Below are 22,586 nucleotides of genomic sequence, written 5' to 3'. Positions count from 1 at the left end.
TAGGAAAATTCCTACAGTAAATAGCGATGGCTCTCACGAGACCTGACAACCACATCGCTAACCCATCGAATGCTTCGAAGACTGAAACACCTGCGCAACCCTCCGCCACCAAGGAACCGCCGCCGTAGCCCGCCGTTGGGACTGATCGTTCAATAGGTAGGGCATATCCCGAAGCCTAATCCAGCTCTCATCCTGCCAATGCAGCAGGCTCAGCGACATTTCGGGCCAGTTCAGCAAGCTCAACATCGGCTGATCTGTATTTACCGAGCGTTCCGCATCGCGCAACGTCGGCACAACCAGATGAGTAAGCCACTCACGCAACAACCGATTTTCCGGGACATAGTGATACACAAGTAGCGCATATACGCCGGACTCGCTGAGCATCAATAGCTTTTCAGGCTGCCGGTAATAATCAATCCACAAAAAACGATGTTGATCTTTGTCCAGCTTGGCGACCATGCGATCACTGAGATGGACGCCCATCAAGCGACCGATGTCGCGGGCGCTGAACCATGGTTCGTTTTCGAGAAGGAGACCGTGCAGATGAAGGCTATGGCGGGTAAATACTGTGGGAGTGTGTGCGTCAGGCATGATCAGCCTCCCGAATAGGAAGCATAATTTCAGCAGCAGAGCTGTAGGCGATTTCCTTCATGCAGAAGAGAAAATACTTAGGCATATCCATTACCTTTACTTGATAGCTTTCTTAGGGCTAAGGCGCCGGGAGTTAAGAAACCCCAAGTAGAAGGCCGGACATATTCCCCTTACGGGTCTTGTATTAGCCCACTCCCGACATAGCAGAGGTGTTTTACGCCCACGAGGAATCCATAGGCACAAAAAAGCCGCATCTTTCGGGAGCGGTCAGGCCGCTACTTGAGGCGTTTCTTAGGCGCCGGAGTGAAGAGAGTATTAAATAGACCTAGATCGGTCAAGTTATCTATTGAGGATGTTTGAAAGTTTTCTATTCGGGTCTGGTATTTCAGAGCTAATTTCCAGGTGGAGCCCGTGCGGGAGTTCCACCTGGTGAGACTTCTTAGTTGACTTCTGATGTAAGTTTTGTTCCTCGAACATATTTCATGCCGAGAGAACTTTTAAATAACCTTCCAACTCGCCATTGCTCGGAAAATCCAGGTCTGAGTTCAAACATGCCTATGTCTTTCATTATATTCATTGACTCCCTGACCAACGACGTCTCAATGCGAGTCTTTTCATGAAGTAGTCGAACACATACTTCAACGTTGAAAGGTGTTGAAAGTCCATTGAAGCCCTCAGTAAACTTTTGAATGTCTACTTCAGGGTTTAACATGTACTTGAGTTCCGCAGAAACTTCGCTGAGGTAATATTCAGAAGCTGCTTGATGTGCCTGTGATATTAGCTTTTGGCCAAGTCGATGGCTTTCAAGTATTTCACTTTCTTTTACTCGGACTTTTTCGCGATCTGTCAAAAATTCTAAGAAGCGATCATAAAGTCTTGGTGAGTAGGTTGAGTCCACAGTGTCGGAAAAATATGTTCGTAGAAAAGTGATTGTTTGAATGTTGCTTGCTCTCAGTTTTAATGGAAAAAACTCCATTAATAAAGGTTCGTACTCATCGGCAGTAATGTTTCCGCTTTTGAGCCTGTCTTCGTGGAGCTTAAGTTTTTCGCATGCCTCTGGGAAACGAGTTCTAAACCAGTTTTTTTGATTTATTCTAAGCAGTACAAAGTTGAATATAGACTGCTCATCCCATACGAGATTTATAGTTCGTCCGTCTAATTGCTGTTCTATGTTTTCTATGGCATTTTTTGCTAAGTCGCTACGAATAAATAAGCGGATCGTAATTTTTTGAGAAAGAAATGAATCCGATTGTATTGTCAGTAAGAAGCTGAATAGTGATTCAATGTTCTTTTTTATTTCGTTCGATGGAAAAGCAGTTTCAATGCCATCAACTAAAAATGTAAAATGATCGGTTTGGTAGTTTTGGTCGTTTAATAGTGTTTTTATGTCTTGAAAAGTTATTTCTCTGTCTATGTTTTTTGTGATTGACTCTTCCATGGTGAGTGTTTGAGCGGTTGCGTAGTTTGATTCAATTGCTGCGTGAAGTAATGCGCACCAAATGGATTGCGGAGATCCTCGGCGGCGATCTACTAGGGTTTTGAAACAGGCAGCAGCAGAGCCAATGCCTCCATCGTGATTGTAATCTGCTGCAGTTAGAATAGGACGCCCCAGTCCGCGAGCGTGCAGCTCTCTAACGAGCCTGGTTTTGCCAGTTCCCTTGCGACCCAAAATGTAATTAATAGGAGAGTTTGGTGAAAGCAGGCGTTTCAAAAAATCTGCTTCTAGATATATTCCAGGATCTGTCGAACCACTGCTGGTTAATGGCTGATCTATTGGCGGGGTCTCAGGTTTACTCAGGTGTGGTGGCTCATTGGAGAGGCCAAGAACGGAGGAGATTTCCCTAATCGCAGAAAGGTTTTCAGGGTTTAATTTTCTTATGTCTGGGATGGTTCCACTAACGAGCGATTTATTGTGGAACCAATCAATCCAGTAACTATCAATGGCATCTTCCACATCCGCGCGAAAGCCCTCCGGGAACTGCATCAGGAGTTCTTCTTGGATCTTAAGTGCTTCTTGGCTTAGGCCGGTTCTTTTAAATTCCGGGTCAAGAGAGAAACTTACATAAATTCCGGGGGGGCCACTATTTAGGTTGAATAGCGATTTAAAAATTCGAGCTCCAGATAGAGACTGAGTGTCTCTTCGAGCAAACGAAATGACCGGGCCCGGAAGGCTGAGTGCGAGAGGGATAACGGAACCAGAGATTCCCGTGCGATGATCTATAAAAACAAAATCGTAGCCAAAACTCTCGGCGAAATCGCCAATTCTTGTTAGCCCATTCTTTAAGATTACGGGATCTAAAGATGTGTGCAGTGAGAAAGTGGAAAAATCAATATCAAATGTTTCGTTGTCAGGTCGGCACGCTATGAGATCAATTTTTCCATTTTTTTGTGTGTAAGCGTTTGCTGTGCTTACTTCTGTTCTGAAGTGACAAATTCCCAGCAAGGTTTCTGAAAGTCTTGTGGTTTTGGTTTGGAAGATTTTGTCGAGGGAAGGTGCTTCAATATCTGCATCTATGATGAGTATTTTATAGCCTTGATCTGCAAGAAATTTTGAAAGAACGCCAAGAACGGTAGAGCGCGCTTGACCTCCTTTGTAACCATAAAAATGCAAGGTTTTGAAGCTTCTTGCAGTATTAGTGTTTTCTTGTTTTGCGCCAGATAGGACTTCGATCCAGTGATGTCTTTTGTTTTCTTCATCTAGGAATGAATAATCAGAGTTACGCTCTTCTGGCGTGACTAAACATAACTGAATACTGCTATTGTGTTCAAGCTCAATGAAATCCTGCGTAGCAATGTTAACTTGCGCTGCAAATAGCTCTATTCTTTGGTCGTTTTCAGTGTTGCTGTATCGCTCGTCGACATTGATGATGTAAAGGTTGGGGTGGAGGTATTTAACAGAGAACTCGACTCCGCTCTCGTTAAGCTTAGCAATAAGTTCGTGAGTAGTAATCATCGTGGCTCTCTAGAAATTTTTCTTTAGAAAGGCTTGAATTTGTTTTGCATCATTTAGTAGAGCAAATATTTCATCTTCGGCTTGGCTTGGTGATGGCCAGTCTGAGTTATGTCTGAAATATCTTATGAATGGGTATGACTCGCTCGGAGCGGGCCGAGAGCCGCCATATTTGTCTTGGACGTAGATTGATTGCAGGGAGTTTCTAAGTTGGCGAGAAAATGTTGTGAGCTGAATTTGGTGTTTCGGTTTTACTGAGCAGGCATTTTTCAACATTGCAGGAATGTCATGATTTCCTGAGATGCTTAAAACTCTTTTTAGTATTAGCTCCACCGTAACCAATGTACAGTAAGTAACGGCCAAGAGAGTTTTTTGATTTTTCCCTGTGGCTGTTTTACCTAATTCATAAAATGAATATTCGTTATATAAAAACATATCCGCCCTCAAAAAAGCGGCCCATAGGGCCGCTTGATTTTATCAATCCCAGCTCAACGCCCCACCAGTCTGATACTCAATAACCCGAGTCTCAAAGAAATTCTTCTCTTTCTTCAAGTCCATAATCTCGCTCATCCAAGGGAACGGGTTAGTCGTCCCTGGATATTCCTCTTTCAAACCAATCTGCGACAAACGACGGTTAGCAATGAACTTGAGGTAGTCCTCCATCATCGCCGCATTCATCCCCAACACCCCGCGAGGCATGGTATCCCGCGCATATTCAATCTCCAGCTGAGTCCCTTGCAGGATCATCTGGGTCGCTTCTTCCTTCATTTCAGCATCCCACAAGTGCGGGTTTTCGATTTTGATCTGGTTGATCACGTCGATGCCGAAGTTCAGGTGCATGGATTCGTCGCGCAGGATGTACTGGAACTGCTCGGCGACGCCGGTCATTTTGTTGCGGCGGCCCATGGAGAGGATTTGGGTGAAGCCGCAGTAGAAGAAGATGCCTTCCAGAACGCAGTAGTAGGCGATCAGGTTGCGCAGCAACTCTTTGTCGGTGTCCGGGGTGCCGGTTTCGAACTTCGGATCGGAGATCGAACGGGTGTACTTCAGGCCCCAGGCGGCTTTTTTCGCGACCGACGGGATCTCGTGGTACATGTTGAAGATCTCGCCCTCATCCATGGCCAGCGATTCGATGCAGTACTGGTATGCGTGGGTGTGGATCGCTTCCTCGAAAGCCTGGCGCAGGATGTACTGGCGGCATTCCGGGTTGGTGATCAGGCGGTACACGGCCAGGACCAGGTTGTTGGCAACCAGGGAGTCGGCGGTGGAGAAGAAGCCGAGGTTGCGCATGACGATGCGGCGCTCGTCGTCGGTCAGGCCTTCCGGATCTTTCCAGAGGGCGATGTCGGCGGTCATGTTGACTTCTTGCGGCATCCAGTGGTTTGCGCAACCGTCCAGATATTTCTGCCAGGCCCAGTCGTACTTGAATGGCACGAGTTGGTTGAGGTCGGCGCGGCAGTTGATCATGCGCTTTTCGTCAACGGCGACACGGGCGGAAGCGCCTTCGAGTTCGGCAAGGCCTTCGGCGACGTCGAGGGAGTTCAGTGCAGCCTTGGCGCGGGCCACGGCGGCCGAGTCGTCGGCGGTCACGGCGCGGGCTTCGAGCGCCGCGGCGCCGCCAGCGTTGTCGAGGCGGTCCATGTTGGCTTCGCTTGCGTGGCCGGCGTTGGCGCCTTTCACGGTTGCGACTTCACTGTCTTCTTTATCGAATTCGTCCCAGCTCAGCATGACGTGTCGTCTCCTGCGTGAGGGCCTGTCGCCCGTGTGAAACCTGATTGGTTGGTTTTTCACACGGTCATACAGACCGCGTTGGATGTCGTTTTTTGCAGCGATGCACGCAGGCAAATAAACAGAAATTTTGACGGGCTCCGAGAGCCTCTGATGGGCGCAATCAGCGTCGGGCGCTGCTGCGGGGCTTCAGATTGGCTTTTGATCCCTGTAAGGGAATATTGCTGACCCGTATAGGGCGGCATTATAGGGAAATTTTTACCGCCGTGGTGCGGCGAATCGGCTCATGGAGGGGCCGAGGAGGGGGGCGATTTGGGTCCGACCGAGGGTTTACAGGGCTTTGCGTGGAGTGGACGCCGTCAGATTTTTTTTTGTTATTTTTTTGGCAAGCGGTTTTTTGCTCAAAAAATAGTCAAAAAATCGCTCGATTCACTACATCTAGTGTTTTGCAAGCCTTTTTGCAGGCTTCAGACACAACTGAGCCCGACCGAAGCCGGGCTGAAATCGACCTTTAATGTTGCGCTGAACGGTCCGATTCGGTGCAGTCTGATTCAATTGGTGCAGCCGTTGCCCATGATGCTGTAGCGCAGAATGTGGCGCTGACCTTTGGAGTCGTCGTATTCCATTTTTGCCGGTACTACTTCGCAGACATTCGGAACTTCACTCATCGAAACAACTTTGGCGATGTCCAGGTGCGTGGAGTAAGTGTATTGCTCGATAACCGGTTGCTGCTGTGCGACATCAGTCTGGGCCTCGTCTGCCATGGCGGTTGCGCACAGACTGCTGAGGGCCAGAACTAATAAAGCTTTCATTTCTGATTCACCTTTTTGAGGTCGAGTGGGGTCACGCAACCTTTTTAGGGTTGCGTGTGGAGCTTCATGCTTGGTGCGTTACTTGGAGAGCTGGATTAACGGCCTTCGTGGGGGCTGTAACGTTGTTAATCGCGTTTGCCTTGTTGGCGAGGTGAATTTTAGGGGGACGAGGCGAGGGTAAACAGAGCGGGTTTTGATAAACACTTTTCGCAGATTTGGTAACAATCGGCTGGGTGGGTTTGTCTGACACACCGTGGTGTTTGCATCGCTTGCAGGCAAGCTCCCACAAGGATCGCATGTGGCTCGAAAGGGTATTTCAAGTCAGCAAAGGTGGATGTCTGGATATTTTGTAGGGGCTTGTTACTACCATCGTCGAATGGTTCTATGGGGCCCACCCGGCTACAACGGGGTTATACAAAAACAACTATTACACCGAGGTAGGAAAGATGAGTGCGGCTTCTCTGTATCCCGTTCGTCCCGAGGTTCTGGCTAACACGCTGACTGACGAGGCGACCTACAAAGCCATGTACCAGCAGTCGGTCGTCAACCCTGACGGTTTCTGGCGCGAGCAGGCCAAGCGTCTCGACTGGATCAAGCCTTTCACCACGGTGAAACAAACGTCGTTCGACGATCACCATGTCGACATCAAGTGGTTTGCCGACGGCACCCTGAACGTTTCCTACAACTGCCTCGACCGTCATCTGGCCGAGCGCGGCGATCAAGTCGCGATCATCTGGGAAGGTGACGACCCGTCCGAAAGCCGCAACATCACCTACCGCGAACTGCACGAACAAGTGTGCAAACTCGCCAACGCCCTGCGCGGTCAGGACGTGCACCGTGGCGACGTGGTGACCATTTATATGCCGATGATTCCCGAAGCCGTGGTCGCCATGCTGGCCTGCACCCGGATCGGCGCGATTCACTCGGTAGTGTTCGGCGGTTTCTCGCCGGAAGCGCTGGCCGGTCGCATCATCGACTGCCGTTCGAAAGTGGTGATCACTGCTGACGAAGGCATCCGTGCCGGCAAAAAGATCTCCCTCAAGGCCAACGTCGACGACGCGCTGACCAACCCGGAAACAAGCAGCATCCAGAAAGTCATCGTCTGCAAGCGCACCGGTGGCGACATCAAGTGGAACCAGCATCGCGACATCTGGTACGAAGACCTGATGAAAGTCGCGGGCACCGTTTGCGCGCCGAAAGAGATGGGCGCCGAAGAAGCGCTGTTCATCCTTTATACCTCCGGCTCGACCGGCAAGCCGAAGGGCGTGCAGCACACCACCGGCGGTTATCTGCTGTATGCCGCGATGACCCACGAGCGCGTGTTCGACTACCGCCCGGGCGAAATCTACTGGTGCACCGCCGACGTCGGCTGGGTTACCGGCCACAGTTACATCGTCTACGGCCCGCTGGCCAATGGCGCGACTACGCTATTGTTCGAAGGCGTGCCGAACTATCCGGATATCACCCGGGTGGCGAAAATCATCGACAAGCACAAGGTCAACATCCTCTACACCGCGCCGACCGCGATCCGCGCGATGATGGCTTCGGGTCAGGCCGCCGTTGAAGGCGCCGATGGCAGCAGCCTGCGTCTGCTCGGTTCGGTGGGTGAGCCGATCAATCCGGAAGCCTGGGACTGGTACTACAAGAATGTTGGCAAGTCGCGTTGCCCGATCGTCGATACCTGGTGGCAGACCGAGACCGGCGGCAACATGATGAGCCCGCTGCCGGGTGCTCACGCGCTGAAGCCGGGTTCGGCGGCGCGGCCGTTCTTTGGTGTGGTGCCGGCGCTGGTTGACAACCTCGGCAACATTATCGAGGGCGAGGCTGAAGGCAATCTGGTGATTCTTGATTCGTGGCCAGGCCAGGCACGTACGCTGTACGGCGATCACGATCGTTTCGTCGACACTTACTTCAAGACCTTCCGTGGCATGTACTTCACCGGCGACGGCGCGCGTCGTGATGCCGATGGTTACTACTGGATCACCGGGCGTGTGGACGACGTGCTCAACGTCTCCGGCCACCGCATGGGTACGGCCGAGATCGAGAGCGCGATGGTGGCGCACCCGAAAGTTGCCGAAGCCGCGGTGGTGGGCGTGCCGCATGACATCAAGGGGCAGGGCATTTATGTCTATGTGACCTTGAAAAACGGTGAAGAGCCGACCGAGCAGTTGCGTCTGGAACTGAAGAACTGGGTGCGCAAGGAGATCGGGCCGATCGCCTCGCCGGACGTGATCCAGTGGGCGCCGGGGCTGCCGAAAACCCGTTCGGGCAAGATCATGCGGCGCATTCTGCGCAAGATTGCCACGGCGGAATACGACGGGTTGGGCGATATCTCGACCTTGGCGGATCCGGGTGTGGTGCAGCATTTGATTGATACGCACAAGACCATGAATGTGGCTTGAGCCATAGCAGTGTGAAAAGCCCTGTCTGGTGATGCCGGATGGGGCTTTTTTGTGGCTGGGTGTTTTATGGTGGCTGGGCTGGCCTCTTCGCGAGCAGGCTCACTCCTACAATGGATCGAGTTTCTTCAGTTGGAATGCCGTCAACTGTAGGAGTGAGCCAGCTCGCGATAGCAATCTGTCAGACACCGCTGTGGCCGCCTGTAGGAAACCGAAACCGCCCAACCAATAATTATCGACCTGCGCTGCAGGACCTTTCCCGTTGTTACCCAGCACAGCCCAATGTGTAACCGCCCGCCCCGCAACGGGGCGAAGGGAAACGCCACGCCCCGGTTTAGAGCCTTAAACCCCCCGGTGAAAAATTAGACATAACGCTACGCTTGCCGGATTAGAAGGGTTTGCGAATAATAGGCCCGCAATTTGCAGCATAGATCGGTTCACTGTCTTTCGCTCTTGCATGAAATTGCAGGGCTGTCAATGAGCTCAAGTCGCTTTCTCAGTGCATCTGTAATTAGTTGTCGCATTGAAGAAATATCGGCTTCGGGCCTGTCGTTAGAATGCCGATCACTCGCTCATCGTGGCTGATGTTGAAACCTCCTTCGGTTTCAATCGGAAATTTCCCACCGATGCGGCACCGATTTCCTGATTCACCATTCGCATATTGGGCTGTTGCTCACTCTGCCGTTTTTGCCCTTTACCGATGGAGTCCCAAGATGAAGAAACTTGTGCTGCTTGGCGCCCTGGCACTGTCCGTGCTGTCGCTGAATGCCGTCGCTGACGAAAAGCCTGTGAAGATCGGTATCGAAGCGGCTTACCCTCCGTTCGCCTCGAAAGCGCCGGACGGCAGCATCGTCGGTTTCGACTACGACATCGGCAACGCGCTGTGCGAAGAAATGAAGGTCAAGTGCGTGTGGGTCGAGCAAGAGTTCGACGGCCTGATCCCGGCACTGAAAGTGCGCAAGATCGACGCGATCCTGTCGTCGATGTCGATCACCGAAGATCGCAAGAAGTCGGTCGACTTCACCAACAAGTACTACAACACCCCGGCACGTCTGGTCATGAAGGCCGGTACTCAGGTCAGCGAAGGTCTGGCTGAGCTCAAAGGCAAGAACATCGGCGTACAACGCGGCTCGATCCACGAGCGTTTCGCCCGCGAAGTGCTGGCTCCGCTGGGTGCCGAAATCAAGCCGTACGGTTCGCAGAACGAAATCTACCTCGACGTCGCCGCCGGTCGCCTCGACGGCACCGTGGCCGATGCCACCCTGCTCGATGACGGCTTCCTGAAAACCGACGCCGGCAAAGGTTTCGCCTTCGTTGGCCCGGCGTTCACCGACGTCAAATACTTCGGCGACGGCGTTGGCATCGCAGTGCGCAAGGGCGACGCCCTGAAAGAGAAAATCAACACGGCCATCGTGGCGATCCGCGAAAACGGCAAATACAAAGCAATCCAGGACAAATACTTCGCCTTCGATATCTACGGCAAGTAAGACGTCTCTGCGACAAGTCCGAAATGGCGCAAGCAACAGAATCTCTGCGGTTTGCGCCATTTTTTCATCCCAACTTTCGAGGACCTGAATCATGTTGAAAGGCTACGGGGCTGTCATCCTCGATGGCGCATGGCTGACGCTTCAGCTCGCCTTGTCGTCCATGGCCCTGGCCATCGTTCTCGGGCTGATCGGTGTCGCGTTGCGCCTGTCGCCGGTGCGCTGGCTGGCGTGGCTGGGCGATTTGTATTCCACGGTGATCCGCGGGATTCCCGATCTGGTGCTGATCCTGCTGATCTTCTACGGCGGTCAGGATCTGCTCAACCGCGTCGCACCGATGCTCGGCTATGACGACTACATCGACCTGAACCCGCTGGCCGCCGGTATCGGCACCCTCGGTTTCATCTTCGGTGCGTACCTGTCGGAAACCTTTCGCGGCGCGTTCATGGCGATCCCCAAGGGCCAGGCCGAAGCGGGCGTGGCGTACGGCATGAGCAGTTTTCAGGTGTTCTTCCGGGTGATGGTGCCGCAGATGATTCGTCTGGCGATTCCGGGCTTCACCAACAACTGGCTGGTCCTGACCAAGGCCACCGCACTGATTTCCGTGGTCGGTCTGCAAGACATGATGTTCAAGGCCAAGCAGGCGGCGGATGCCACGCGTGAGCCTTTTACCTTCTTCCTCGCAGTGGCGGCGATGTACCTGGTGATCACCAGCGTGTCGTTGCTGATCCTGCGTCAACTTGAGAAGCGCTACTCGGTAGGCGTAAGGGCGGCTGATCTATGATCTTCGACTACAACGTCATTTGGGAGGCGCTGCCGCTGTACTTCGGCGGGCTGCTGACCACCCTCAAACTGCTCGCGCTGTCGCTGTTCTTCGGTTTGCTCGCCGCACTGCCGCTGGGCCTGATGCGCGTCTCCAAGAACCCGATCGTCAACGGCGCCGCGTGGCTGTACACCTACGTGATTCGCGGCACGCCGATGCTGGTTCAGCTGTTCCTGATCTACTACGGTCTGGCGCAGTTCGAAGCAGTACGCGAGAGCTTCTTGTGGCCGTGGCTGTCCAGCGCAACGTTCTGCGCGTGCCTGGCCTTTGCGGTCAACACCAGCGCCTACACCGCCGAGATCATCGCCGGCAGCCTCAAGGCTACGCCGAACGGTGAGATTGAAGCGGCCAAGGCCATGGGCATGTCGCGCTTCAAACTGTACAAACGCATCCTGCTGCCGTCGGCCCTGCGCCGGGCGCTGCCGCAGTACAGCAACGAAGTGATTATGATGCTGCAGACCACCAGTCTGGCGTCCATCGTGACCCTGATCGACATCACCGGTGCGGCGCGTACGGTCAATGCGCAGTTCTATCTGCCGTTCGAGGCCTATATCACCGCCGGCGTGTTCTACCTGTGCCTGACCTTCATTCTGGTCAAGCTGTTCAAGCTGGCCGAGCGTCGCTGGTTGAGCTACCTCGCGCCACGGAAGCACTGATATGCAACGCATCGATCACGTATTGCCTTGGAGCCATCTGGGCAGCGAGCGCAAGGTTTCGGTATTCCGCTTCGGACAAGGCGAGCGCAAGGCCTATATTCAGGCCAGCCTGCACGCTGATGAGTTGCCGGGCATGCGCACCGCCTGGGAGCTGAAAAAGCGCTTGGGCGAACTCGAAGCCCAAGGCCTGCTCAATGGCGTGATCGAGCTGGTGCCGGTCGCCAACCCGCTGGGTCTTGGGCAATTGCTGCAAGGCAATTTCCAGGGCCGTTTCGAAGCGGGCAGCGGCAAAAATTTCAACCGTGATTTCGTCGAACTCAGTGCGCCGGTTGCGGCGGCACTGGGCGCCAAGCTCGGTGACGATCCGCATGCCAATGTGCGGCTGATCCGTCAGGCCATGGCCGATCATCTGGCCGCATTGCCTGAGGCGAGCAGCCAGTTGCAAGGTATGCAGCGCGTGTTGCTCAGCCATGCCTGCACCGCCGACGTCGTGCTCGACTTGCACTGCGATGCCGAAGCCGCGCTGCACATGTACGCGTTGCCACAGCACTGGCCGCAGTGGCGTTCGCTGGCGGCGCACCTGAACGTCAAGGTCGGTTTGCTGGCGGAAGATTCCGGCGGCAGCTCGTTCGACGAAGCCTGCTCGCTGCCGTGGCTGCGCCTGTCGCGGCAGTTCCCCGATGCACAGATTCCGCTGGCGTGCCTGGCGACGACCATCGAACTGGGCGGACAGGCCGACACCGGTCGCGTTGAAGCCGAGGCCTATGCTGAGGGCATTCTGGCGTTCCTCGCCGAGCAAGGCCTGATCACCGGCGAGTGGCCGAACCCGGCCTTCGAGCCGTGCGAAGGCATGCCGTTCGAAGGCACCGAATTGTTGTTTGCACCGCACCCCGGTGTGGTGAGCTTTTCCCGCAGGCCCGGCGAATGGGTCGAGGCGGGCGACGAGATTTTTCAAGTGATCGACCCTGTGTCCGATCGGGTCAGCACGGTGTGTGCTGGTACGTCCGGGGTGCTGTTTGCCATTGAACGGCTGCGCTATGCCCAACCCGGTTTCTGGCTGGCCAAGGTGGCGGGGCGCGAAGCGCTGCGTCACGGGCGCTTGCTCAACGACTGACTGACTGTTTTTGTGAGAACCGACCGCATGTACAAACTTGAAGTCCAAGACCTGCATAAACGCTATGGCAGTCACGAAGTGCTCAAGGGCGTGTCCCTGAAAGCGGCCGCCGGCGATGTGATCAGCATCATCGGCTCCAGTGGCTCCGGCAAAAGTACTTTTCTGCGTTGTATCAACCTGCTCGAGCAGCCGCACGCCGGCAAGATCCTGCTCAACAACGAAGAGCTGAAACTGGTGGCGAACAAGGACGGCGCACTGAAAGCTGCCGATCCGAAGCAGCTGCAACGCATGCGTTCGCGCCTGTCGATGGTGTTCCAGCATTTCAACCTGTGGTCGCACATGACCGCGATTGAAAACATCATGGAAGCGCCCGTGCATGTGCTCGGCGTACCCAAGTATGAAGCCCGCGAAAAGGCTGAGTACTACCTGAACAAAGTCGGCGTGGCTCACCGTAAGGACGCCTTCCCGGGGCACATGTCCGGCGGCGAACAGCAGCGCGTGGCGATTGCCCGTGCGCTGGCGATGGAACCAGAAGTGATGCTCTTCGACGAACCGACCTCGGCCCTCGACCCGGAACTGGTTGGCGACGTGCTCAAAGTCATGCAGGCGCTGGCTCAGGAAGGCCGCACCATGGTTGTGGTGACCCACGAAATGGGCTTCGCCCGTGAAGTGTCGAACCAGCTGGTGTTCCTGCACAAAGGCGTCGTCGAAGAAAGCGGCAACCCGCGCGAAGTGCTGGTCAATCCGCAGTCGGAGCGCTTGCAGCAGTTTCTGTCGGGTAGCCTGAAATAAAACAGGGCTGCCGTTGTGCACTTCAATAGTGCATGCTTCGCAGCCCTTGGGGACAAACGAAGTCCCCTGTAGGAGTGAGCCTGCTCGCGATAGCGGTGTAACAGTCAACACACTGGTTATCTGAAAGACCGCTATCGCGAGCAGGCTCACTCCTACAATGGATCTGCATTGTTCGCGATGTGTATTCATTTCCGGGCTAGCATTGGCCCATGCCTTCATCACCGTTGTTCGTTTCGGATTGCCCGCCCATGACTGCCCATCGAATTGGTTTCCTGATTTGGCCCAGCACTAAAGCGTTGACGCTGGCGCTGGCAGAGGAGGCCTTGCGTGTTGCTCAGCGGGTGCACCCGGACGTGGTTTACGAACTTTCGTTTCTGCAGGCCGAGCCGCCGGCCGACGGCGCCTGGCAATTGCCCGGTGAGCCTTGGGCCGGCAAGCTGGAAAACTTCCAGAAACTGTTCCTGCTCGCCGATGAGCCGCCGACCACGCTGGCGCCGGCACTCAGCAGTGCGCTCAAGCAACTGGTGCGTGCTGGCTGTGTGATTGGCGGTCTGTCGGCCGGTGTCTATCCGTTGGCGCAACTCGGTTTGCTCGACGGTTATCGCGCCGCCGTGCACTGGCGCTGGCAGGACGATTTCGCCGAGCGTTTCCCCAAAGTCATCGCCACCAGCCATCTGTTCGACTGGGACCGCGATCGCCTGACTGCCTGTGGTGGCATGTCGGTGCTTGATCTGCTGCTGGCTGTGTTGGCCCGCGATCACGGTGCGGAGCTGGCCGGTGCGGTCTCCGAAGAACTGGTGGTCGAACGTATCCGCGAGGGTGGCGAGCGCCAACGCATTCCGTTGCAGAATCGCCTCGGCTCCAGCCATCCGAAGCTCACCCAGGCGGTGTTGCTGATGGAAGCCAACATCGAAGAGCCGCTGACCACCGACGAAATCGCCCAGCACGTGTGCGTGTCTCGCCGGCAGTTGGAGCGGATCTTCAAGCAATACCTCAACCGTGTGCCGAGCCAGTACTACCTGGAACTGCGCCTGAACAAGGCCAGGCAAATGTTGATGCAGACCAGCAAGTCGATCATCCAGATCGGCCTGTCCTGTGGCTTCTCCTCGGGGCCGCATTTCTCCAGCGCCTACCGCAACTTCTTCGGTGCCACGCCGCGGGAAGATCGCAACCAGCGGCGCAGCAGCAGCCCGTTCGAATTGTCGTCGGTGCCGCCCGAGCGCGGTTAGGCGCCAGACTCTGCGGATGAGACCGTTGAAACGCTCGAGGTGCGTGAACCACTGCTTCCGACGCGAGAGTCAGCGTCTTCGAAACCCTCGACTGGTTCGCTCCGGTCTTGTCCCCCTCTTGCACGTTGCCTTGCCAGGCGCTGATTGGCCACGTATTGCTGGCTCGGCGCAGAGAGATCGTTGCCGCTGAAGTTGAAGTCCACTGTCCTGATGTTCGACAACCTGGAGGGCAGTTCGCTGATGGCGTTATTGGACAAATCTGCATACGTCAGGAACGGGCGATCCAGTAAGCCTGCGGGAAACTCGCGCAATCCGGTGTTGCTCAGGTCCAGCCAGAACAGCGCCGTCATCCGTCGCAGGTCAGGGGTCCGCCCCAACGGATTGTTGCGCAAAGTCAGGCTGCCAAGGTTATTCATGCGACTCATGGAATCGACGGCATGCGGTGTGAGAATAACCGCGCAATCCGGCAGGCTGAGTGTCGTCAGATCCGCCATCTGCCATATCGCTTCAGGGATGCTGCCCAACTGATAACCGTGTATTGCCAGCGTCTGCAAATGCGGGAACCGATCGAGCCATTGGCCAAGGCGCGGGCGGGTCGCCGAGGTGTTGAGCAACGTCAGCCTTTTGACATGGCCGAAGTCTGCAGACAGGCTGGGCAGCTCTCCCCGCAGCGGCAGGTTGAATGAAAATTCGGAGGCCGCTGTACCCTGTGCGACGATCCGTCGCCAGCAGCGCTCCAGGCTTTCCTTGAACTGCAGGCGGTTGGCGGTCTCCTGCTCAAGCATCTCACCGCGCAGCGGCTCACCCGTGACGGGATCAGGTGGCACTGCGCTGGCCCATGATTGAAGGTCGCTGACAAGCATGGCAATTTCGCTTTGCCGACGCAGCAGTTCCGCGCGTCCCTCAGCCAGAGTGCCCGGCAGCTTGTAAACGATATCGCTCAGGCTTTGCGGGCTGGAACGCGGGTAAAGCGTACGGGCCAGCTGAATATCCTCGGGGATCACCCAGACACCGAAATCGCCGCCCTTGTTTTGACGATAGGTTTTGATCCGCTCCCGTGCAGTCGACGACAATGGATTGTTGCTCAAGTCAAAACCCTGACTGACGGCGCCGGGTACCTGGAAAAGCGCGTCCGGAAGCTCGCGGATATTGTTTTCGCTCAATATCGCGGTTTTAAGTTTGCTGCGTTCCGGCAACCCGACGGGAATCTGCTCAATCCCGGTACTGGCGAGGTCGATATATTGGAGTGCCGGCAGCAAGCTTACGTCCGGGACGCCCCGCAATGGATTGTCGTACAGTTCCAGTGTCTCGAGCTTTGTCAGCGAGGACAGTACCGCCTGTGCCGTCTCATCGAACACGATGCCGCAGTTGCTGAGTATCAGCGTGTCGACAGCAGGGGCGATATTGTCGAGGAATCGACCCAAAGCGAAGTCGCGCATTTCCAACGTCTTCAGATCGGTGAAACCGCGCAGGAAACCGTCAACGGCCTTTAATCCTTTATTTCCCGTCAAGACCAATTGACTGACGTGGCTGAAGTCCGCCCCCAGTGCCGGCAAATCACCGTAGAACCGCAACTCGGTGATCGGGTTATCGGGGCCGTCGAGAAACCGATTGCGCCAGAGCTGTTTGACTTCCTGGCTGAAAATCTTCCTGTGCCTGAGTTGTATTGTCCGCTCGGCCAGGCTCATGACTTGTCCGTCAAGGTTGTACAGTGCTGCGCGCTCCGACCAGACATCCAGATCGTTGTGCATTCGAGCGAATTCGTCACGCCAACGCAGCAGTTGCACATGGCTGTCCGCCAAGGTTCCCGGCAGTTGATAGATGATGCGGATGGCGTCGCCATTGCTCAGCCCGGGGAACAGCAATTTAACCAGGTCGACGTCGTGCTGATCGGGCAGCACGCCGAAGTGCAGGCCGGTATCGCGGTAATACGCCTTGATGCGATCACGGGCAGTCACTGACAGAGGATTGTTGCTCAGGTCAGTGTCATTGGCGAGGTCGATGTCCAGCGTGAAAAAATCTTCGGGCAGTTCGCTGATAGCGTTGCCGTCGAGCATGGCGGTACGCAGGTTCGGGTGCAGGGCGATGCCGTTTGGCAGTGTGTCGATTGCCGTGCCGGACAGGCGCAAGTCATTGAGTTGCGGCATATTGACGATATCGGGGGCTTGTCCCAGTACGTTGTGGCTCAGGTTCAGACGTTCGAGATCAGACAGCGCCTCCAGCACTGACTGTCCGTCGGTGGTAAGTGTCAGGTTGCAGTGGGTCAGGGTTACCTCCTTGAGTTCCGGCAAACGGAGAAGGGCTTGCGGTATCTCGCCCAGGGTGAAGCGGTGCAGCTCGAGAACGTCCACATACGGGAACTGTTCAAGGAATGGCCCCACCCGGGTAACGGCCGGGTTGCCGCGCAGGTTGAGTCTGGCCACGTGATCGAAGTTCGCGCGCAGCACGGGCATTTCGCCCTGGAACGTCAGGGTTGCCTCGAAAACGTCTTCGCGCCCGTTGGCATCGCCCGTCAGGCTGCGCCAGAAATTCACCAGTTGTTGCGCGAAATCCGCTCGCGAAGCGCGGTTGGCCTGGATCTCGTAGGCGTCGAGTGCCGCGCCGATCACCGGGTCTCGACGGGGTACCTGATCGGCCCATAAGTTGAGATCAGCCTGCAAGTCGCTGAGCTCGGCGCGCCATGTCGTCAACTGGGCGCGGCTGTCGGCCAGGGTTCCGGGCAACGAATAAATGAGGTCTGTGGCCGTGACCTTGTCGAGGCTGGGAAACAACTGCCGGGCCAGGGCAATGTCGGCCGGATCTGCCAGTACATCAAAGTCCTGCCCGGTCTGGCGGTGGTAGGTCTTGATTCGCTCGCGCGTCGCCGGGCTCAGTGGATTGTCAGCGAAATCCATTCCGTCAGCCTGCGTGGCGGGCAGGTCGAACAAGGCGTCGGGCAGTTCGCTGATCAGGTTGCCGCTGAAATTTGCCACTCCCAGCCCGCTATGATCCGCCAGCCCCGCCGGCACCTGCGACAGGCCGGTGCTGGACAGATCGACGTGGGTCAATTCAGGCATCAGATTGAGATCGGGGAACGTTCCCAGTGGGTTGTTACTTAGCTCCAGCAGGGTCAGGTCCGTCATCGACAAAAGTCTGGCCTGGTTTTCCGGCGTCATCACCACGCCGCAATCGTTCAGCTTCAGCGTGTGAAGCGCGGGCAGGTCAATGATGGACAGCGTGGCCGGGTCAAAGTCGAAGCGGCGCAGATCCAGTAGCGTCAGGTTCTGGAAGCGTTGCAGGAACGCCAGCATGCCGGACACGTTTTTATTGCCGCGCAGTGTCAGGTTCAGCACGTGGCTGAAATCAGTATCGAGGCGCGGCATCTCGCCCATGAAATTGAGGTTGGCCTCCAGAGCGATGCTCCTGGTGTACGGCGGAAAGGACCATCTTTCACGCCAGAAGCCCTGCAGTTTGTCGCTGAACTCGGCCCTGGCGAGCAATTCGCGGGTCTGCTCATCAAGGTTCAGCGGCTCGCCGGTCGCCGGCGCGTATTCAGGAACATCCTTGATCCAGACGGCCAGATCGCTTTGCAACCGGCCGAATTCGCTTTCCCAACTGGCGAGTTGAGCACGGCCTTGCGCCATTGAGCCGGGCAATTGGTAAAACAGCTCAACCGCGTCATCGACACTGAGCGAAGGGAAGAGGCTGATCGCTTGATCGATGTCGATTTGTTCGGGCAAGACCCCGAAGTGTTTTTGTGTGCGCCGATAGTAGTTTTTGATCAGATCCCGGCTGGCGGGGGACAGCGGATTGTTCGCCAGAACGAAGCCGCCGCTGAGCTGGCCGCTCAGGTCGGCAAATGCTTGGGGAATTTCACTGATCCGGTTGCCGGCGAAGCGCCCGGTGACCAGGGCCGGATGTTCCAGCAGGCGCTCCGGCAGGGCGGTAATGCCGGTGTTGTCGAGGTTGAGATAACCCAGCGCTGGCATGGTGTGCACATCAAACGGCATGCCGAGCGGGTTGCTCGCCAGGTCTAGAAAGGACAGCTGCGGCAGCGACGCGAGGATCGAGCGATTGGCCGGCGTCATCGTGATGCCACTGTTCCGGATGACCAGGCGTCGCAATGCAGGCATCGACGTCAGGGCTTGCGGCAAGTCGGGCAGGCGAAGATTGCGCGCATCGATCGATATCAGTTGCGCGAAGCGTTGCAAGAACGGATCGATGGCACCGGTGCTGACACTGCCATTGATCACCAGCGATCTGACATGGCTGAAGTCGGCGTTCAAAGTGGGCAGTTCGCCAACAATCGGGTCGCGAATTTGTAACGAGTAACCATAACCGTCGCGGGTTTCGCGGCGCCAGCAGCGTTCCAGCGCGTCCCTGAGCGCGGCGCGGCTGCGCTGGGCGGCGCGACGTTCCGGCACTGTCAGGCGACGCCGGGTGTGTGGATCGGTCGCCGGAATCTCGGCTTCCCAGCGCCGCAGGCTGGCGCTCATTTCGCTGAACTCGCTGCGCAGACGCGCAAGCTCGTTGGTCAGGCCCCGGGGGACTCGCGTAAACCGGGTGGCAAAGGCCTGGGCTTCTTCGGTGCTGAAACCACGTAGAATTTCCTGGATTCGCTGCGCAAGCGTAGGTTCTCGCGCCCCTTGCCCTGGGCCAGACACGTCGATCCGATGGGGCGTCTGCCCGTAGCCTTCGCGGCCCAGCAGGCGCAGCGTCTCCAGCTCAGGATCACGCACCGGCTCCAGGGCCATCGCCACGCGCAGTTCACTGCGCTCGAACGGTCGGGCGCGGATGGCGTTTTTAAGCTGGTCGCCCTGGCCGATGTGAATGTTCAGTGCCTCACGCTCGGCGTCCGGCAAGGCGTACAAAATACTGGAGTAAAAATCCGTCGCCGAGTGCAAGGACTGGCCGCGGTCATCGAACGGCTGGTAAGTGCCATCGCGCTGGCGCACCAGTACTTTTTGCGCCGGCGCGTCGGCGCGGCCGGTACTGTCGAGCATTCTGCCCTCATACCGGCCCTCGCGGATTTCCAGGCGCACTTCGCCACTCCAGCCTGGCACATACCTGAGACTGTGCAGGGCCAGGCTGTCGGTATCGGGATTGTTCACCGAGTCCAGGTGCAGGCCTTCGAAAGCGCGGGTGACACGCACCTCTTCACTGGCCATGTGCATGAGGTTTTGCTGGCGCTGGGGCAGGCGACCTTCGCTGATCTGAAGCAGTTCGTCGCTGGTGGTGGTATTGAGCAATTCCTGAGTGACGCGCGGTGGCAGGACCGGTTCGAATTCGGCCAGCTTGCTGTGCAGCGGATCGTCAACGGCGGCGAGCGCCTGATAGCGAGCCTCGAACAACGCACCGCGCTGAGCCCTGGCCAATTGCAGCAATTGCGCGCGCAGCTTGCCGGCGCGCACGTCGAGCGGCAGGTCGGGATCGCCGAATGCTTCGCCCAGCAATTCCTTGGCCTGCGCTTCGTCTAGGGAGCGCAGCAGCGTCTTGAGCAGGTCGCCCTCGAACAGGTTGTCCTGGCGCAGGTCGATGAGTGGCAAGCTGGCGTCACTGGACGACTCCCACAGCGTTGCACCTTGGGGGTCGCGTAAGCGCAGGCGTTTATCCGCCGGCCAGCGACCATGCTCGACAAGCAGTTGCAATTGGGTCAGCGGATCGGCGGCGCGATACTGTTCTGCCTGGTCGCTGGCCAGTTGGTCGATGAACTGTTGCAGGTCCTGGTCGATCCGGAAGCGCGCAATGCTGTCGGCCAGCAGTGGCGGCAGTGGTTCCTGATCGACGTGCATCTTGCGCAGGGCGTTTTCGTTGTAGCCGCTGACCTGCAGGATCTGTTCACGGCGGGCGGGGGTGAAACCTTCCATTTCATGGCCGATCCGGCGCAACGCGGTGGCTTTGTCCCATTGCAGCGGCGTTTCGAGTTCAGTGTGCCAGGCGCCGTCGCCGTTGTGCCGCACGACGGGTTTGTAGGCGTCAGGGCGGGTCGGGTGCTCGATGCGATATTGGCCGGGTGTCGCGGATTGGCGCACGGCATAGTGCGCATCCTCCAGCGGCAAGATCTGTTTACCCTGAACCTCATGCAAACCCAGTTTCGACGGTTTCGAACCAGCGGGTGGCAAGGACTTTTGCTGATAACGGCTCAGGTCGGCATCCCAATAGCGGGTTTGCCCGTTGTCGAGTTTGACCGGCTTGAAACGGTCGATGAACGCGACCACTTCTTTGGGCAGCACTTTGCGAAATTCACCCACGGCAATCGCACCGCCGACGGCAAACATGCCCAGTTGCAGCAGCGAGTCCACGGTGCCGATCAGATGCTGGATCGCCTCGGCGGTCTGCCCTTGCGCCCACTCGACGATGCCTTCAAACACTTCGTCGAGAAACTGATACGCCATGTACGCCATCATCATTTCGCCCAGCACGGGTACGAACGGCGCGATGACGAACGCCGCGGCCTGGAGGATGGCCGAGGCAATGTCGACGAAGGAATCCCACAGCGCCCAGCGCGCTTTGCTGTCGACGCTGGCCGTCGCGACGGCAATGACCCGCGCATCATTGAGGATCTTGTTCATTTTGCTCTCGTACAGGTGTTGCCAGAGGTCCGTACTGATCAGCGTCGAATTCAATTGCAGGTCGGGCCTTTCGAACGGTTCGTCGCGCCAGACCGGTTCTGAGCTGCCGTACACAGGGTCGTGCCACTTGATTCGCCCAAGCCGCACGTTGAGGCCGGCGAAAAAAGTGCCGCGGTGTTCGTGATTGATGAAGCGACTGAAGAACATCTGGTAATCGCTGGCGCGCAACTGCCGGGTCAGTTCCTTTTCGAAGTCGGCGGAGGAGGCGTATTCCTTGACCGGATGCAATGGATCGTCCGGCACGTAGGCAATCACCCGTGCCGTCTTGCCGGATGTATCGGCGTCATCAGCCACCGGGCCGAACACGATCGGGCCGGTGAGCGGTGCGGACATCATGGTCAAGCCATGGCACAACAGACGCTGTCCATTGATGCGCAGATGCGGCACGCCGTCGATCAGTGCATTGAGGCTGCGGTAGTAAGTGGCGCTGATGTCGCCGCTGATGCGCGCGAATTGCAGGGCGGTCTTGAGTGCGGCCTTCTGGCTTTTGTCGATGGCGGTGTGCAGGGCCGCGCCTTTCTCGGTGTCGGTGATGCCCAGGTGATCGTCCAGATAGGTCTTGTACTGCGCACCAATGTCCAGCTCCCGGCACATTGCGGTGAAGGCGGCGATGCTCATTTTTGCCTTGACCCAGGGCTGCGTGTCGAACTGCCCGCTCGCCGAGGGTTCGGTGATAAACGTCGACAGGTCTTCGAAGGCGTCCTCGCCGGTCTCCTTTTCTTCAAAGTTATGCAGCGCCGCGTCCAGCAGCGACAGCGTCCAGGTGCGGGCGCCGGTCTTGATCGCAAACAGCCCCGTTGTTTGCGCAACATACAGGCGCAGGAACGTTGACTTGACGTCCAGATCGAGATCGAAGCGGGCCTTGATCTCGGCCTTGAGCAGCGGTTCGGCGAAGGCCTTGACGTCGCGAAATTGCGACAGCAACTGGTCGACATCGTTTTGCACGGTCCAGTGCTCTACGCCCAGTGTGGTCAGTTGCGCAAGCCCGGTCGCCGAAGCTGACTGCAGCTTGGGCGGGAGGGCCGGCTGGGACTCTTTCAGGGCAAGACGTCGGGGCGTCGACGCCTTGTGCAGCCAGGCGGGCAGGCTGGCCTGCCAATGCAGATAGTGGCTGTCAGGCTGGAGCCCGTTGGGTGCGTCGAGGCTCGATTGAACTCGTTCGATTGATGGCATGGGCCAGTCCTTGGCGTTGGGAAAGCATCCAGCAAATCAAAATGTTGCCGCGCCCGTGCGGTACATATGTATGCCAGTGCCGCGCCCGCCAATTGATATCTTCCAAAGCCTGCCGCAAACCGGCGACGGCAGTTTAAACTGCGCCTTTGCGACGCTATATGTCGCATTGCCGTAAACCCGGGAAAATCCGGGGTTTGCGCTATAACAAGTTGTCGCTTGGCGAC

General features: G+C 56.7%; 13 protein-coding genes. 7 read left to right on the top strand and 6 right to left on the bottom strand.

Annotated features, from left to right (window positions below; translation table 11 throughout):
• Positions 1-57 precede the first annotated feature (57 nt).
• The 5 genes from HU739_RS22145 to HU739_RS22125 all read right to left on the bottom strand — a co-directional run bounded on the left by HU739_RS22145 (position 58) and on the right by HU739_RS22125 (position 6,081).
• A complete protein-coding gene (locus tag HU739_RS22145) occupies positions 58-591 on the bottom strand; it encodes a BRO-N domain-containing protein (RefSeq protein WP_186551467.1) in 534 nt (177 codons plus the stop codon).
• A 439-nt stretch (positions 592-1,030) separates the two neighbouring features.
• Complete coding sequence (locus HU739_RS22140) at positions 1,031-3,544, bottom strand: MinD/ParA family ATP-binding protein (protein ID WP_186551466.1); 2,514 nt, start codon at positions 3,542-3,544, stop codon at positions 1,031-1,033.
• 9 nt (positions 3,545-3,553) lie between these two features.
• Positions 3,554-3,976 carry a hypothetical protein gene (locus HU739_RS22135; protein ID WP_186551465.1) on the bottom strand — a complete coding sequence of 141 codons (423 nt, stop codon included), beginning with the start codon at positions 3,974-3,976 and terminating at the stop codon, positions 3,554-3,556.
• 42 nt (positions 3,977-4,018) lie between these two features.
• Positions 4,019-5,269, bottom strand: a complete 1,251-nt coding sequence (locus HU739_RS22130) for a ribonucleotide-diphosphate reductase subunit beta (RefSeq protein ID WP_186529840.1) — start codon at positions 5,267-5,269, stop codon at positions 4,019-4,021.
• Between the two features lie 551 nt (positions 5,270-5,820).
• Positions 5,821-6,081 (bottom strand): DUF2790 domain-containing protein, encoded by a 261-nt coding sequence (locus HU739_RS22125; protein ID WP_186551464.1) that lies wholly within the window; start codon positions 6,079-6,081, stop codon positions 5,821-5,823.
• 446 nt (positions 6,082-6,527) lie between these two features.
• On the opposite strand from HU739_RS22125, the gene acs reads away from it, so the two are divergent.
• The 7 genes from acs (at position 6,528) to argR (ending at position 14,578) form a co-directional block, all read left to right on the top strand.
• On the top strand, positions 6,528-8,483 hold the full coding sequence (gene acs / locus HU739_RS22120; RefSeq protein WP_186551463.1) for an acetate--CoA ligase: 1,956 nt from the start codon (positions 6,528-6,530) through the stop codon (positions 8,481-8,483).
• A 710-nt stretch (positions 8,484-9,193) separates the two neighbouring features.
• A complete protein-coding gene (locus tag HU739_RS22115; RefSeq protein ID WP_186551462.1) occupies positions 9,194-9,967 on the top strand; it encodes an ABC transporter substrate-binding protein in 774 nt (257 codons plus the stop codon).
• A 91-nt stretch (positions 9,968-10,058) separates the two neighbouring features.
• Positions 10,059-10,748, top strand: coding sequence for an ABC transporter permease (locus HU739_RS22110; RefSeq protein WP_186551461.1), 690 nt, complete (start codon positions 10,059-10,061; stop codon positions 10,746-10,748).
• Entirely contained in the window at positions 10,745-11,443 is a 699-nt protein-coding gene (locus tag HU739_RS22105) for an ABC transporter permease (RefSeq protein ID WP_101155916.1), read from the top strand. Before HU739_RS22110 ends, HU739_RS22105 begins: the two co-directional genes overlap by 4 nt.
• 1 nt (position 11,444) lies before the next feature.
• Entirely contained in the window at positions 11,445-12,557 is a 1,113-nt protein-coding gene (locus HU739_RS22100) for a succinylglutamate desuccinylase/aspartoacylase family protein (RefSeq protein ID WP_186551460.1), read from the top strand.
• A 27-nt stretch (positions 12,558-12,584) separates the two neighbouring features.
• Complete coding sequence (locus tag HU739_RS22095) at positions 12,585-13,349, top strand: ABC transporter ATP-binding protein (RefSeq protein WP_007912705.1); 765 nt, start codon at positions 12,585-12,587, stop codon at positions 13,347-13,349.
• 248 nt (positions 13,350-13,597) lie between these two features.
• Entirely contained in the window at positions 13,598-14,578 is a 981-nt protein-coding gene (gene argR, locus HU739_RS22090; protein ID WP_186551459.1) for a transcriptional regulator ArgR, read from the top strand.
• Here argR and HU739_RS22085 read toward each other — a convergent pair.
• Positions 14,575-22,362 (bottom strand): leucine-rich repeat domain-containing protein, encoded by a 7,788-nt coding sequence (locus HU739_RS22085; RefSeq protein WP_186551458.1) that lies wholly within the window; start codon positions 22,360-22,362, stop codon positions 14,575-14,577. The two genes, argR and HU739_RS22085, sit on opposite strands and share 4 nt — an antisense overlap.
• Positions 22,363-22,586: the final 224 nt, after the last annotated feature.

This window comes from Pseudomonas hamedanensis (assembly GCF_014268595.2).
In the GTDB taxonomy this organism is placed as follows: domain Bacteria; phylum Pseudomonadota; class Gammaproteobacteria; order Pseudomonadales; family Pseudomonadaceae; genus Aquipseudomonas; species Aquipseudomonas hamedanensis.
Note: the sequence above shows the minus strand (reverse complement) of the source record. Positions and strands in the feature narration are given on the sequence as shown.

Excerpts from the sequence above, each read along its gene's own strand:
- HU739_RS22100 (WP_186551460.1), top strand. The coding sequence starts at position 11,445 with ATGCAACGCATCGATCACGTATTGCCTTGGAGCCATCTGGGCAGCGAG.
- HU739_RS22110 (WP_186551461.1), top strand. The coding sequence starts at position 10,059 with ATGTTGAAAGGCTACGGGGCTGTCATCCTCGATGGCGCATGGCTGACG.
- HU739_RS22115 (WP_186551462.1), top strand. The coding sequence starts at position 9,194 with ATGAAGAAACTTGTGCTGCTTGGCGCCCTGGCACTGTCCGTGCTGTCG.
- HU739_RS22140 (WP_186551466.1), bottom strand. The coding sequence starts at position 3,544 with ATGATTACTACTCACGAACTTATTGCTAAGCTTAACGAGAGCGGAGTC.
- argR (WP_186551459.1), top strand. The coding sequence starts at position 13,598 with ATGACTGCCCATCGAATTGGTTTCCTGATTTGGCCCAGCACTAAAGCG.
- acs (WP_186551463.1), top strand. The coding sequence starts at position 6,528 with ATGAGTGCGGCTTCTCTGTATCCCGTTCGTCCCGAGGTTCTGGCTAAC.
- HU739_RS22085 (WP_186551458.1), bottom strand. The coding sequence starts at position 22,362 with ATGCCATCAATCGAACGAGTTCAATCGAGCCTCGACGCACCCAACGGG.
- HU739_RS22135 (WP_186551465.1), bottom strand. The coding sequence starts at position 3,976 with ATGTTTTTATATAACGAATATTCATTTTATGAATTAGGTAAAACAGCC.
- HU739_RS22105 (WP_101155916.1), top strand. The coding sequence starts at position 10,745 with ATGATCTTCGACTACAACGTCATTTGGGAGGCGCTGCCGCTGTACTTC.
- HU739_RS22095 (WP_007912705.1), top strand. The coding sequence starts at position 12,585 with ATGTACAAACTTGAAGTCCAAGACCTGCATAAACGCTATGGCAGTCAC.
- HU739_RS22130 (WP_186529840.1), bottom strand. The coding sequence starts at position 5,269 with ATGCTGAGCTGGGACGAATTCGATAAAGAAGACAGTGAAGTCGCAACC.
- HU739_RS22125 (WP_186551464.1), bottom strand. The coding sequence starts at position 6,081 with ATGAAAGCTTTATTAGTTCTGGCCCTCAGCAGTCTGTGCGCAACCGCC.
- HU739_RS22145 (WP_186551467.1), bottom strand. The coding sequence starts at position 591 with ATGCCTGACGCACACACTCCCACAGTATTTACCCGCCATAGCCTTCAT.